10 protein-coding genes and 1 pseudogene are annotated in these 13047 nt (G+C 71.3%); 9 read left to right on the forward strand and 2 right to left on the reverse strand.

Going from position 1 to position 13047, the window contains the following annotated elements; all coding sequences use genetic code 11:
- Positions 1 to 54 precede the first annotated feature (54 nt).
- From WFK95_RS19405 to WFK95_RS19425, 4 genes and pseudogenes are all read left to right on the forward strand, one after another.
- A complete protein-coding gene (locus WFK95_RS19405) occupies positions 55 to 756 on the forward strand; it encodes a transporter (RefSeq protein ID WP_224645429.1) in 702 nt (233 codons plus the stop codon).
- Positions 753 to 2183 (forward strand): NAD(P)/FAD-dependent oxidoreductase, encoded by a 1431-nt coding sequence (locus tag WFK95_RS19410; RefSeq protein WP_224645430.1) that lies wholly within the window; start codon positions 753 to 755, stop codon positions 2181 to 2183. Before WFK95_RS19405 ends, WFK95_RS19410 begins: the two co-directional genes overlap by 4 nt.
- 77 nt (positions 2184 to 2260) lie before the next feature.
- The gene (locus WFK95_RS19415) at positions 2261 to 2533 is read left to right on the forward strand and encodes a hypothetical protein (RefSeq protein WP_068526402.1); all 273 of its coding nucleotides are present in this window, start codon (positions 2261 to 2263) and stop codon (positions 2531 to 2533) included.
- 1 nt (position 2534) lies between these two features.
- Positions 2535 to 4228: pseudogene (locus WFK95_RS19425) on the forward strand (redoxin domain-containing protein).
- Here the strand turns inward: WFK95_RS19425 and WFK95_RS19430 are convergent.
- Positions 4207 to 4677 (reverse strand): NUDIX hydrolase, encoded by a 471-nt coding sequence (locus WFK95_RS19430; RefSeq protein WP_224645432.1) that lies wholly within the window; start codon positions 4675 to 4677, stop codon positions 4207 to 4209. The pseudogene WFK95_RS19425 and the gene WFK95_RS19430 sit on opposite strands and share 22 nt — an antisense overlap.
- Before the next feature lie 131 nt (positions 4678 to 4808).
- Here WFK95_RS19430 and WFK95_RS19435 point away from each other — a divergent pair, with 131 nt between their 5' ends.
- The 5 genes from WFK95_RS19435 to WFK95_RS19455 all read left to right on the forward strand — a co-directional run bounded on the left by WFK95_RS19435 (position 4809) and on the right by WFK95_RS19455 (position 11730).
- Positions 4809 to 6179: a CitMHS family transporter gene (locus WFK95_RS19435; protein WP_336671643.1), complete on the forward strand. Its 1371-nt coding sequence runs from the start codon at positions 4809 to 4811 to the stop codon at positions 6177 to 6179.
- A 28-nt stretch (positions 6180 to 6207) separates the two neighbouring features.
- A complete protein-coding gene (locus tag WFK95_RS19440) occupies positions 6208 to 7833 on the forward strand; it encodes a sensor histidine kinase (RefSeq protein ID WP_336671644.1) in 1626 nt (541 codons plus the stop codon).
- On the forward strand, positions 7826 to 8485 hold the full coding sequence (locus tag WFK95_RS19445) for a response regulator (protein WP_224645435.1): 660 nt from the start codon (positions 7826 to 7828) through the stop codon (positions 8483 to 8485). Before WFK95_RS19440 ends, WFK95_RS19445 begins: the two co-directional genes overlap by 8 nt.
- An 86-nt stretch (positions 8486 to 8571) precedes the next feature.
- Positions 8572 to 9756 carry an alpha/beta hydrolase family protein gene (locus WFK95_RS19450; RefSeq protein ID WP_224645436.1) on the forward strand — a complete coding sequence of 395 codons (1185 nt, stop codon included), beginning with the start codon at positions 8572 to 8574 and terminating at the stop codon, positions 9754 to 9756.
- An 84-nt stretch (positions 9757 to 9840) separates the two neighbouring features.
- Positions 9841 to 11730: a S9 family peptidase gene (locus WFK95_RS19455; RefSeq protein WP_336671645.1), complete on the forward strand. Its 1890-nt coding sequence runs from the start codon at positions 9841 to 9843 to the stop codon at positions 11728 to 11730.
- A gap of 12 nt (positions 11731 to 11742) precedes the next feature.
- On the opposite strand, the gene paaK is transcribed toward WFK95_RS19455, so the two are convergent.
- Positions 11743 to 13032: a phenylacetate--CoA ligase PaaK gene (gene paaK, locus WFK95_RS19460; RefSeq protein WP_336671646.1), complete on the reverse strand. Its 1290-nt coding sequence runs from the start codon at positions 13030 to 13032 to the stop codon at positions 11743 to 11745.
- Positions 13033 to 13047 lie beyond the last annotated feature (15 nt).

Raw genomic sequence — 13047 nt, forward strand, 5'->3', positions numbered from 1 at the left:
GAGAGCGTGAGAAACGTCACGAGACACGGATCACATCTCACGGAGGAACGAACCATGCGCGACTTGCTCTTCGCCGCAGCGGACATCTGGATGATCGCCATCGGATTCATCTGCGGCCTGAAGTTCATCAGGAACTACTCGAACTGGCTGATCGGCCTTGAGTGGATCATCATGGCCACCTCGGGCACGAACTTCCTGATCTACGGCGTCACCAAGGCCGGCACCGACTCGCCGATGTACCACTTCGCGTTCTTCCTGGACGCGTTCTCCCGGTCGATCGGGTTCACGGTGATCCTGGTGCTCGGCCTGCTCATGGTCACGCACCGGTACAAGCCCACGACGGCCATCGAGGTGGGCGCGTTCGCCCTCGCGGCGGTGCTCGGGTTCTTCCTCTCCGAGTTCGCCATCGAGATCGGCACCCCTGGCAAGGTCTTCTTCCTCGTGATGGCGCTCGGCGTCAGCGCCTTCCTCGTGTACTACGGGCAGCGACTATGGGCGCTCGGCGAGCACGCTCACGCCGTCTGGGTGTGGATCGCCACGGCCCTCAACGTTGTAGTCGCGTCCATCTACGACTTCTGGCACATCCCGGGCGACGACGCCAACCACACGTTGTTCTACATCCTCGCGCTGTTCACCTGGGGCCTGGCCATGCTTGTGATCTACCGCTCGTACGTGGCCTTCGACGCGGACAACCGCGCCGCGGACGCTGCGGGCAGCGCCGGCACGGCCGTCGTTCAGGGGGTTGAGCAGGCATGAGCGCGACGACGAACACGGTCTACACCGACTTCTCTGGATGGATCGATCCGCCCGCCGACGTACGTCCTCCGCTGGGGGAGAACGTGACCTGCTCCGTCGCGGTGATCGGCGGTGGGCTCGCCGGGATGGCGACAGCGCTGCGGCTCGCGGAGTACGGCGTGGACACGATCTTGCTCGAAGCCGCGTTCTGTGGTCGGGGTGCAGGTTCACGCAACGCTGGGCAGCTGGCCAGCGCGCCGGGCGGTGACATTCAGCTCCTGGATCTGTTGTACCGCAAGCGGATGCCGGCGATCATCCGCCTCACCGAGAACGCGGCCGCGCACGTGGAAGAGCTCATTGCGGCGCGGGGGATCGACTGCGACTACGAGGCCACCGGCAACGTCTTCGCCGCGGTCTCCCGCGGTCAGCTGGGGCGGACGCGGCGGATCGCGAACATCTTGCGCAGGGCCGGCGCCGAGGTCGAGGAGGGCAATGCCCGCGAGCTGGGGATCCCCCACGGATTCCTCGGCGGTATGCGGGAGGTCCACGGCGGCATCATGAACCCGGGGAAGTTTCTCCGCGGGCTGCGCACGGCGGTGCTCGGCTCGTCGGCCCGGGTCTTCGAGCAGTCCAAGGTCACCGACATCATCCGGGATGGGGCCGACGTGGTCGTCGAGACACCCGGCGGAATCGTCCGGGCCGGCACCGTCGTCCTCGCCACGAACGCCTACGCGGGCGAGTGGGACATCACCCCGAAGTGGTTGTCCTCCCCGATGTGGGTGACCGAGGTCGAGACCGAGCCGATCGATCCGGAGCGGCTCGCCGCGCTCGGCTGGACGAGCCGGTCCGGGCTCGTGACGCAGCACAACCTCATGGAGAACTACCGCCTCACCGCACGCAACACCATCGTGTTCGGGGTGCGCAGGATCCAGCGCGCCGTCGAATACCCTCTCCCCGAGCGCAATCCGGATCCGTCCGTGGTCGCCGAGCTGACGGAGGCCTTTCACCGCCGGTTCCCGCCGCTGGCCGACGTGGCCGTCGCGCGGGCGTGGGGCGGCTGGATCGGCATCACGGCGAGCTGGCTGCCCGTGGCCGGAACGACCGGAGGCAACGTCTATTACTCCCTCGCGTGCAACGGTCACGGCCTGGCGCAGGCGCCGTACATCGGTGCCCTCATCGCCGACCGGATCGCGACCGGCGCGATGCCGGAGGACCTGCGCACCGTGTGGGCCGATGTGCCGCGGTTCGGCCGCGCCGTGGGGCTGCTCATGGGTCGCCTCGGGGTCCGCGCCGCCTGGGCGCTCGACCGGTTCAACGACGCGGTCAATGGCAGTCGACGCATCGCCCGACGTGGTTTCGCGGCCGGCCGATCGGAGGGACCGCCCCCGCCGCCTCCCGGCGCGCTACCCCGCTCTGACCGCATACCCGCCTGCGACCTGCGGAAATGAACACTCGGCCTCTGGTGTGCGACGCCGTCCGGCGTTAAGATCAGCGGTGGACGTGGGGGCCTCACAGGAGGTGCTCGATGAAGCGGACGGTACGGACATTCGCGGTGGCGGCGTGCGCGGTCGCGCTGTTCGGAGGAGGCGGTGCGGGCGCTGCCTCCGCCGATCCCACCCCGGCGCCGCCCCCGGTCGGGTCGACGTGCGGCAAACCCGGCGAGAACAAGGTGATCACCACGATCCGCACCTGCGCGAAGGTCAACTCCTCGTGCACGGGCTACGACATGATGATCATCGGCCGCGTCGACAAGTGGGGTCACTGCGTGATCCCCGGCATGAACGGGACCACCTGGTGACGTGAGCGAGCTCGCGCTCCCGCTCGTCGGCCTCGTCGGTGGCGTCCTCGCGGGAGTCTCCCCGTGCGTGCTCCCGGTCCTGCCCGTCGTCCTGCTCGGCAGCGCCGGGACCGGGTCCGACGGTGCCCGCACCTCGCGCGCCCGGCCGGTCGCGATCGTCGCCGGCCTGGTGCTCAGCTTCTCGCTGTTCACGCTGTTCGGCACCGTCGTCCTCTCGCTGCTGCACCTGCCCGCGGGGCTGATCCGCTGGATCGGGATCGGGGGGCTGCTCCTGCTAGGCGTCGCGATGCTGGTACCGCCGCTGGAGCAGCTGCGCGAACGGCCCTTCGCCCGCCTGCCGCAGCGCGTTCCGGGCCTCAAGGGCGACGGCGCAGCGGGCGGCTTCGCGCTCGGCGTCGCCCTCGGCGCGGTCTACGTGCCCTGCGCCGGGCCGGTGCTCGCCGCGATCGCGCTGGCGGGCGCCACCGACACCATCGGCCCACGCACCCTGATCCTCACCGCGGCGTTCGCCGTCGGCACCGCGATCCCGTTGCTCGCGATCGCCCTCACCGGCCACCGCCTGGCCGATGGGTGCGCGCGCTGCAGCGGCGTCAGCGCACGATCCGCGCGGTCGGCGGCGTCCTCGTCATCGCCCTCGCGGTCGCTCTCGCGCTCGGCGTCACCGACCTCATCCAGCGCCGGGTGCCCGACTACACCCAGGCCGTCGGCGACCGGCTCGGCGCCGCGGCGATCGCCCCGCAGGTGGCGGGCACGGGCTCCCGTCAGCAGTGCCAGCAGGCCGCGTTCACCGGGACCGCGCAGCTCGCGGACTGCGGGCCGGCTCCCGAGTTCGCCGGCATCGACCCGTGGCTCGGCGGCGCGGCGCGCACGATGGCGGGCCTGCGCGGCAAGGTCGTCCTCATCGACTTCTGGGCCTACTCGTGCATCAACTGCCAGCGCGAGCTCCCGCACGCCGAGGCGTGGTGGAAGAACTACCGCGACCTCGGCTTCGAGGTGATCGGCGTGCACACGCCGGAGTACGCCTTCGAGCACGACGTCGGCAACGTCACCGCGGGCGCGCGCAAGCTGGGGCTGACCTTCCCGATCGCCGTCGACAACCGCACCGCCACGTGGAGCGCCTACCGCAACGTGGCCTGGCCCGCCGGCTACCTCGTCGACGCCACCGGGACCATCCGCCTCGTCACCCTCGGCGAGGGGCACTACGACAAGGCCGAGACCGCGATCCGCTCCCTCCTGCTCGCCGCGCGCCCCGGCGCGACCCTCCCACCCGCCACCGACGTCCCCGACGCGACGCCCCGCAACAAGGACCGGACGCCCGAGCTCTACCTCGGCGCCGAGAAGCAGCAGGGCTACGGCGGCCCCGGCGACTACGAGGTCGGCACCCGCGTGTTCACCCTCCCGGCGACCGTGCAGCCCAACACCTTCGCCCTCGACGGGGCCTGGACCGTCGGCTCCGAGGACATCCGCGCGGGGGAGCGCGCCGCCCTCACGCTCGCCTACACGGCGCAGCGCGTCTACCTCGACGTCGGCGGCACCGGCACGCTCACCGTCACCGAGGGCGGAGCGACCCGCACGATCCCCGTCGACGGTCCGCCCGACATCCGCACCGTCGTCGACCGCCCGGCCTCCGGGGTGGGCACCGTCACCGTCGCCCTCAGTCCCGGCCTGACCGCCTACTCGTTCACGTTCGGCTGAGCGCCCGAGGCTCGCCCGCGCGTGAGCACCCCGAGGGCGACGTCGACGATCTCCGCGCGGGGCTGCAGCTCCCGGGCCCGTTCGAGCGGGACCCATTCCGCGAAATCCGTGGTGCCGCCGACCTCGATGGTGCCGAGCGCGCCGGAGTCGATGGCGACCTCGACGAGGAACCGCTGCGAGCGCACCGGCGCGCGGGTCGCGGTGGCGGGCACCGTGATGTGGTTCTCCGCCAGGAACCGGCCCGGGGTCACCCGGTAGCCGGTCTCCTCCTCGAACTCGCGGACCAGCGCGTCGTGGAGGGTCTCGTCGAACTCCACGCCCCCGCCCGGCATGGTCCAGCAGGGCGGCGCGCCCGTGCTGCCGTTGAACCAGGTCAAGAGGAGCTCGTCGGCCTCGTTCACGACGAGGCCGTACACCGCGAGGCGTGTGTGGAACTCGGTGAAGTGCATCGACTCAGCGTAGGACCGGCCCGCGCGAAACGCGCAAAAGGGCGACTAACACGCACAAGCGCGCGCTGTGAACGTCGTCACCCCCATGCTCCTCGTGTTACCCCGATCACTCATCCACGAGGAGAAACCCCATGCTGACAGTCCTGGGACTGACCATGGTCGCGGCGTTCATGGTCGTCATCATGACCCGCCGCGCGACGCCCATCGTCGCGCTGATCGCCGTCCCGGTGATCTTCGGCCTGCTGGCCGGTGCCGGCACGGGCATCGGCAAGATGATCACCGGCGGCATCGAGGACCTCGCGCCGACCGCCGCGATGCTCTTCTTCGCCATCATCTTCTTCGGCGTGATGATCGACGTCGGGCTCTTCGACCCGGTCGTGCGGGCGGTGGTCCGCGTCGTCGGCGAGGACCCGGCCAAGCTCGTGCTCGGCACCGCTGTCCTGGCGGGGGTGGTCTCGCTCGACGGTGACGGCTCGACCACGTTCATCGTCACCACCTCCGCGCTGCTGCCGCTGTACCTCAAGCTCGGCGTCAGCCCGGTCGTGCTCACCGTGGTCGCGGGCCTCGCCAACGGCACCATGAACATCCTCCCGTGGGGCGGGCCCACCGCCCGCGCCGCGGCGGCGCTGAAGATCTCGCCGTCCGAGGTCTTCGTGCCGATGATCCCCTCGCTCATCGCGGGCATGCTGGTGGTCCTCGCCTTCGCCTGGCACCTCGGGCTCATGGAGCGCAAGCGCCTCGGCAGCATCGTGATCCGCGAGCGCGTCCTCGCCGGCGCGGGCGCCACCGGCGGCACCGTCGGCGGCGACGGCGGCACCGACGCACCCGTCCCGCCCGCCGGCGGCACCGGCGACAGCGCCCTGACCGCGGTCACCGGCGCGCACGGCAACCCGAAGCTGATGTGGTTCAACGCCGGACTCACCGTCGCCCTGCTGTCGGTGCTCACGCTCGACCTGCTGGCGATCCCCGTGCTCTTCATGATCGCCGCCGCGATCGCGCTGGCCGTCAACTTCCCGCAGGTCGCCGATCAGCAGGAGGCCATCACCCGGCACTCGAAGTCGATCGTCTCCGTGGTCGGAATGGTCTTCGCCGCAGCGGTTCTCACCGGCGTCTTCAAGGGCACCGGCATGGTGGACGCCGTCGCCGCCTGGGTCACCGGCATCATCCCGTCGTCGATGGGCCCGCACCTGGCCGTCATCACCGGCATCCTGTCGATCCCGTTCACCTTCCTGATGTCCAACGACGCCTTCTACTTCGGCATCCTGCCCGTGCTCTCCGAGACGGCGAGCCACTACGGGATCAGCGCCGCCGAGATGGCACGCGCCTCGATCACCGGCCAGCCCTTCCACATGCAGAGCCCGCTGGTGCCGGCCATCCTGCTGCTCATCGCGCTCGCGGGCGTCGGCCTGGCGGATCATCACAAGAAGGTGCTGTGGCGCGCCTTCGTCGTCTCGATCGTGATGCTCGTGGTCGGTGTCCTCCTCGGCCAGATCCCCTTCTGAGCGCGGATCGGATGGCTAGGCTGAGCCGATGCCCAGGATCCGGCTGCGCACGCAGATCCTCCTGCTCCAGGTGGTGATCATCATCGTCAGCCTCGCCGCCGGCTTCGGCATCGTCCTGCACCGCGTGGACGCGGACACCCGCACCGAGTACGGCCATCGGGCCGAGGCGATCGCCGAGACGGTCGCCTCGGACACCGACGTCCGCGCCGGAGCCGCCGCCCAGTCGGCGGCGCGGCGCGCGGGCCACCCGGCCAGCCAGCAGGAACTCGCCGCCGCGCCGCTTCAGCGCCAGGCGGTCGCCATCACCGAGCGCACGGGCGTCCTCTTCGTCGTGATAGCCGACGACGCGGGCTACCGCATCGCCCACCCGGACTCCGCCCAGCTCGGGGCGCCGTTGAGCACGGACCCGTCCACCGCCCTGGGCGGCGAGATCGAGGTGACCCAGCAGCGGGGCACCCTCGGCGACTCCGTCCGCGCGAAGGCTCCGGTGCTCGGTAACGACGGTGCCGTCGTCGGGCTGGTCAGCGTCGGCATCTCCACCGAGACCGTGGCCGAGGCGGCCCGGCGCACGCTGCTCCTGCTGGCGGCATTGGCCGCCCTCGCACTCGCCGTCGGGATCCTCGGTTCCGGCCTGCTCGCCCGACGGTGGCGCCGCCTCACTCTGGGCCTCGAGCCGGAGGAGATGGCGGAGCTCATCCGCGAGCAGAACGCGGTGCTGTACTCGGGCTCGGAGGGCGTGATCGCCATCGACGCGCAGGGCGTCGCCCGGGTCATCAACGACCGCGCCCGCGAGCTGCTCGGGGTCACCGCGGAGGCGGGCACCCCGCTCGCCGGCCTCGGGCTCACGGACCGGGTCGCGAGCGTCGTCGCGACGCCCACCGAGGTGCCCGTCGCCGCCGCCGTGAACGAGCGGGTCGTCCTCGTCGCCTCGCGCCGGGTCCACCGCGGCGACACCGACCTGGGCACCGTCCTCACCGCGGTCGACCGCACCGACGTCGAGGCGCTCACCCGCGAGCTCGATTCGGTGCAGGCGATGAGCGCGGCACTGCGGGCGCAGCGGCACGAGTCCGCGAACCGGGTGCACGTCGTCGCCGGGCTGCTCCGCGACGGACGCACCGACGAGGCCCTGGCCTACCTGGACGAGATCGCCGGCCGCGCGGGCGTCCTCCCGGTCTCCGGCCTCGATCGACTCGACGAGCCGCACCTGCGGGCCTTCGTCTCCGCCAAGGCGGCGCGCGCCCGCGAGCGGGGCGTCGTCCTGCGCGTCGGCGCCGACACCGCGCTCGTCGGCGTGCTCACACACCCCGTCGACACCACCACCCTCGTCGGCAACCTCCTCGACAACGCCATCGACGCCGCGGGCGACGGCCCCGAACCACGGGAGGTCGAACTCGACGTGCTCCGCGACGGCGACGATCTCGCCGTCATCGTCGTCGACAGCGGCCCGGGCTTCGCCGTCGACGACCCGTTCGTCGAGGGGGTCAGCACCCGCACCGACCCGACGGTGCCCGGCGGCCGCGGGCTGGGACTGGTCATCGCCCGACAGGTCGCCCGCGGGCACGGGGGAGACGTGACAGTGGTGGCCCGGGGCGGCGACGGCGAGCCCACCACGGTGATGGCAACGCTGCCGGAAGGGGTGCGCGACGATGCCTGACGAGCTGCGGATCCTCGTCGTCGACGACGACTTCCGGGTGGCCGCGATGCACGCGAAGATCGTGGACGCCATGGTCGGCCTGACGACGGCGGGCTCCGCGCGCACGCTGTCGGAGGCGCGGGCCATTCTCGAGCGGGACCGGGTCGACCTCGCCCTGGTCGACGTCTATCTGCCGGACGGCTCCGGCATCGACCTGGTGCGTGAGATGCGCTGCGACGCCTTCATCCTCGGCGCCGCGGACGATGCCGCCAGCGTCCGGGCGGGCCTTGCTGCGGGCGCGCTGCAGTACCTCATCAAGCCCTTCGCGACCACGGAGCTCGCGCGCCGGCTCGGCGCCTACACGGCGTACCGCCGGATCCTCGGCACGGCGGAGGTCACCCAGGAGCAGGTCGATGCCGCCGCCTCCGTACTGCGCAGCGAACGGCCCGCCCCGCGCCGCGACGAGGGCGGTTCGGTCACCGAACGACGGATCGTCGAAGCGCTGCGCGCCGCCGACGGCCCGATGCTCGCCGACGACATCGCCGCCGAGGTCGGCGTCTCGCCGGCGACCGCCCGCCGGTACCTCGCGGAACTGGTTCGGGAGGGCACGCTGACGATGGCCTTGCAGTACGGCGCGACGGGCCGGCCGCGCCAGCGGTACACGCTGAGCTGAGCCGTCTTCCGCACCGCGCGATGTCCGCGAGCGGATCGACCGACTCGCCGGGTACCGCGCCCCCGGTGGCGCTAGAGTCCGAAGCCATGAGAATCACTCGGTTCGCGCTCGCCGGCATCACCGCACTCGTCGGATCCGGGCTGTTCCTCGCCCCGGCCGGCGCCGCGCCGAACTGGTCCGGCCTCGACGTCGCGAACTACGCCGGGCCGATCCCCGCGAAGGGCGGCCAGCAGATCCGGTCCGTGGACCTCGATCCCGCGCTCTCGATCCCCGGCGCGGGGACGGCCAAGCGGGTGCTCTACTCGACGACCGATCAGCACGGCAAGCCCGCGACCAGCACCGGTGCGATCTTCGTGCCGAAGGGGCCCGCGCCCGCGGGCGGCTGGCCGGTCATCGCGTGGGCGCACGGCACCGTCGGCCTCGGTGACACCTGCGCCCCGTCGGCGAATCCCCGGTCCGCCCGCGACCGCGAGTACCTCGGGCACTGGTTGTCGCAGCGGTACGCCGTCGTCGCCTCCGACTACGCCGGGCTCGGGACGCCGGGCCTCATGAGCTACCTCAACAGCGTCTCGACTGCGCACAACGTGGTCGACTCCGTCGTCGCGGCGCACCAGGACCCGTCGCTGCAGCTGTCGAAGAAGTGGGCGATCGTCGGCCAGTCGCAGGGTGGCGGCGCCGCCGTCAACAGCGCCCGGTGGGCGACCGAGTTCAGCGCCGGGAGCGGCCTGGACTTCCGCGGCGTCGTGGCCACGGGCACACCGTTCAAGATAGAGGAGGTCGTGAAGAACGTCGGGCCCGCGAGTGGTCTGCCCGGCGGACTCAGCTCCGCCGCGACGTCGTACACCGCCTACATCCTGGCGGGGGTCCGCGAGGCGAACCCCGGCGTGGACTTCGACTCGGTCCTCACCCCGCGCGGCAGGGCGGCCGCCGCGAAGGCCGAGGTGCAGTGCTACGCGCAGCTCAGCACGACCCTCGCCGGGCAGAAGCCGACGGACTTCCTCACCGCGAAGGTCAGCACGGTCCCCGGCGCGAGCGCCGCCCTCGACCGGTACATGGGTACCCCCACGTCGGGCTACGACCGGCCGGTGTTCCTCGGCGTCGGCCTCAAGGACACCGACGTGCCCGTCCAGTCCTCGATCGCCCTCGCCGCCGCGCTGAAGAAGAGCGGCACGACGGTCGAGCTGCACCAGTACCCGAACGCCGACCACAGCGGCGCCGTCCTCGAATCCATGAAGGACTCGACCCCCTTCCTCGCCCGCGTCTTCGCCTGATCGCACGGCTGCGCGGAGGCGGCGCTTGACCGTGCCCCGACGGCATGGTTTCTCCTGGAGTCACCCGCCGAAAGGAGTACCACCATGCCACTGCCGACCCTCATCACCGTCGAGGAGTTCTTCTCGGCGCCGGTCCGCGCCGCAGCGAAGATCTCGCCCGACGGCACCCGGATCGCCTTCCTCGCACCGTCGAACGACCGCCTGAACGTCTGGGTCGAGGATCTCGACGGCGACGCGCCCGCCCGGCGCGTGACCGCGGACGCGACCCGCAGCGTCCAGATGTTCTCCTGGACCACCGACCCGCGCTGGCTGATCTACCTGCAGGACGATGGCGGCGACGAGCGCTGGCACCTGATGCGAGCCGACCTCGACGACCCGGACGCGCCCGCCGTGGACCTGACCCCGTTCGACGGCTCCACGACCTTCCTCATGGATCTGCCGATCACGCGCCCGGGGATCGCGATCATCTCGACCAACGCCCGCAAGGTCGACGAGTTCGACGTCTTCGAGCTCGACATCGCCACCGGCGCGCTCACCGAGATCGAGCGCAACCCGGGCAACGTCGCCGGGTGGGTCTACGGCGCCGACGGCACCCTGTTCGCCTCCACCCAGGACCCGGAGGGCGCGATCGCGATCTGCCGCTGGGACACCGAGGCGCGCGAGCTGCGCCCGATCGCGGAGTTCGACGGTATCGACTACCCGCTGGGCGTCTTCCCCATCGTGCCCTCGCCCGACGGTGGCTTGTGGCTCGGATCGAACCGCGGCACCGACCGCACCCGCGTCGTCCACCTGGATGGCGCGACGGGGGAGGAGACGGAGGTCGCGGCGCACCCGACGCTGAATCTGGACACCACCGGCCTCGTCGCACCCACGATGCCGCAGCCGCTCATCGTCGACCCGAGGACCGGCGCGCTGCTCGGCGTGCGCTACCTCGGTGAGCGCCAGGAGATCCGGGCGCTGGACCCGCGCTTCGGGGAGGTGCTCGACGCCCTGCGCGCCCTGTCGGACCGCGACATCGGCGCCCTGACCTCCGATCTCGACGGGAACCGCTGGGTGGTCTCGTTCGTGCACGACCGCGACCCCGGCGCGACCTACCTCTACGACCACCGCACGGGGGAGTCGCGGCTGCTCTTCCGTCCGTTCCCGCACCTCGACCCGGCCGCGCTCGCGCCGATGGAGCCGGTCACCATCACGGCGCGCGACGGGCGTGCGCTGCCCTCGTACCTCACCCTGCCGCAGGGCGTCGACCCCGTCGGCCTGCCCCTCGTGCTGCTCGTGCACGGCGGCCCGTGGTTCCGCGACACCTGGGGCTACCACGGCGAGGTGCAACTCCTGGCGAACCGCGGCTACGCGGTGCTGCAGGTCAACTTCCGCGGCTCCACGGGCTACGGGAAGGCGCACATGCAGGCGGGCATAGGCGAACTCGCCGGCGCGATGCACGACGACCTCATCGACGCCATCGACTGGGCCGTCGCGGAGGGCATCGCGGACCCTGAGCGGCTCGCGATCTTCGGCGGCTCCTACGGCGGCTACGCGACGCTGGTCGGCGTCACGTTCACCCCCGACGTCTTCGCCGCCGCCATCGACTACGTCGGGATCTCGAGTCTGCCGAACTTCATGGCGACGCTGCCCGAGATCGCGCGGCCGTACCTGGCCAACAACTGGTTCCGGTACGTGGGCGACCCGTCGGATCCGGATCGGTTGGCCGACATGCTCGCCCGCTCGCCGATCACGAAGGTCGACGAGATCCGCACCCCGCTCCTCGTCGTCCAGGGCGCGAACGATCCCCGCGTGGTGCAGGCCGAGTCCGACAACCTGGTGGAGGCGCTCCGGGCCCGTGGCGTCGAGGTGGAGTACATGATCAAGGCCGACGAGGGACACGGCTTCGTCAACCCGGAGAACACGATCGACATGTTCCGGGCGACCGAGCGCTTCCTCGCGCAGCACCTCGGCGGGCGCGCCGCACTGGCCTGACGCGCACGCCCCTCAGTCCTTCGGTCGGTTGTCGACCAGCCGCCGGGCCTTCCCGACGGTCCGCTCGATCCCGCCGGGCGCGAGGACGTCCACGTCGACCGTGATGCCGATCTTGTCCTTGATGAGCTTGCCGAGCGTGCCGCCGGCGTGCTCGTCGTGGGGCCGGTCGTGCCGATGTTCGACCTTCACCGTCAGCCGATCCATACGACCGGGACGGTCGAGGACGCACTGGAACTGCGGTGCCAGGGCGTCGATCCCGAGGATCAGTTCCTCGATCTGCGTGGGGAAGACGTTGACGCCGCGCAGGATCATCATGTCGTCGGTGCGGCCCGTGACCTTCTCCATCCGCCGCATCGTGCGGGCGGTCCCGGCGAGCAGCCGGGTGAGGTCACGCGTGCGGTACCGGATGATCGGCGTGGCCTGCTTGGTCAGCGAGGTGAACACCAGCTCGCCGTGCTCGCCGTCCGGAAGCACCTCTCCGGTCATCGGATCGATGACCTCGGGGTAGAAGTGGTCCTCCCAGATGTGCAGGCCGTCCTTGGTCTCGACGCACTCCATCGCTACGCCGGGGCCGATCACCTCGGACAGGCCGTAGATGTCGACGGCGTCGATACCGACCTCCTGCTCGAGCTCGGTGCGCATCCGGTCCGTCCAGGGCTCGGCGCCGAAGACGCCCGTCCGCAGGGAGGTCGCCCGCGGATCGATCCCCATGGCACGCATGGTGTCCACGATGGTGAGCATGTAGCTCGGGGTCACCATGATGGCGTCGGGCTCGAAGTCCTGGATCAGCTGGATCTGCTTCTCGGTCTGCCCTCCGGACATGGGGATCACGGTGGCGCCCAGGCGCTCCGCGCCGTAGTGCGCGCCGAGCCCGCCGGTGAACAGGCCGTAGCCGTACGAGACGTGCACGCGGTCGCCCGCGCGGACGCCCGCGGCGCGCAGCGACCGGGCGACCACGTCGGCCCACATGCCGATGTCGTCGGCGGTGTAGCCCACCACCGTCGGCCGGCCGGTGGTGCCGGACGAGGCGTGGATCCGGGAGACGCGCTCGCGCGGCACGGCGAACATCCCGAACGGGTAGTTCTCGCGCAGGTCCGCCTTCGTCGTGAAGGGGAACTTGGCGAGGTCGGCGAGCTCCTTGAGGTCGGACGGGTGCACGCCGGCCTCGTCGAACGCGCGGCGGTAGTGCGGCACGTTCTCGTAGGCGTGCGTGACCGACCACTGCATGCGCTCGAGCTGCAGGGCGGAGATCCGGTCGCGGGTCGCGAACTCGATGTCGTCGGTGGGGACGGTCGATGTCATGGCTGGCTTCCTCGG

Source organism: Tsukamurella sp. USMM236, from assembly GCF_037148755.1.
Taxonomy (GTDB): Bacteria; Actinomycetota; Actinomycetes; order Mycobacteriales; family Mycobacteriaceae; genus Tsukamurella.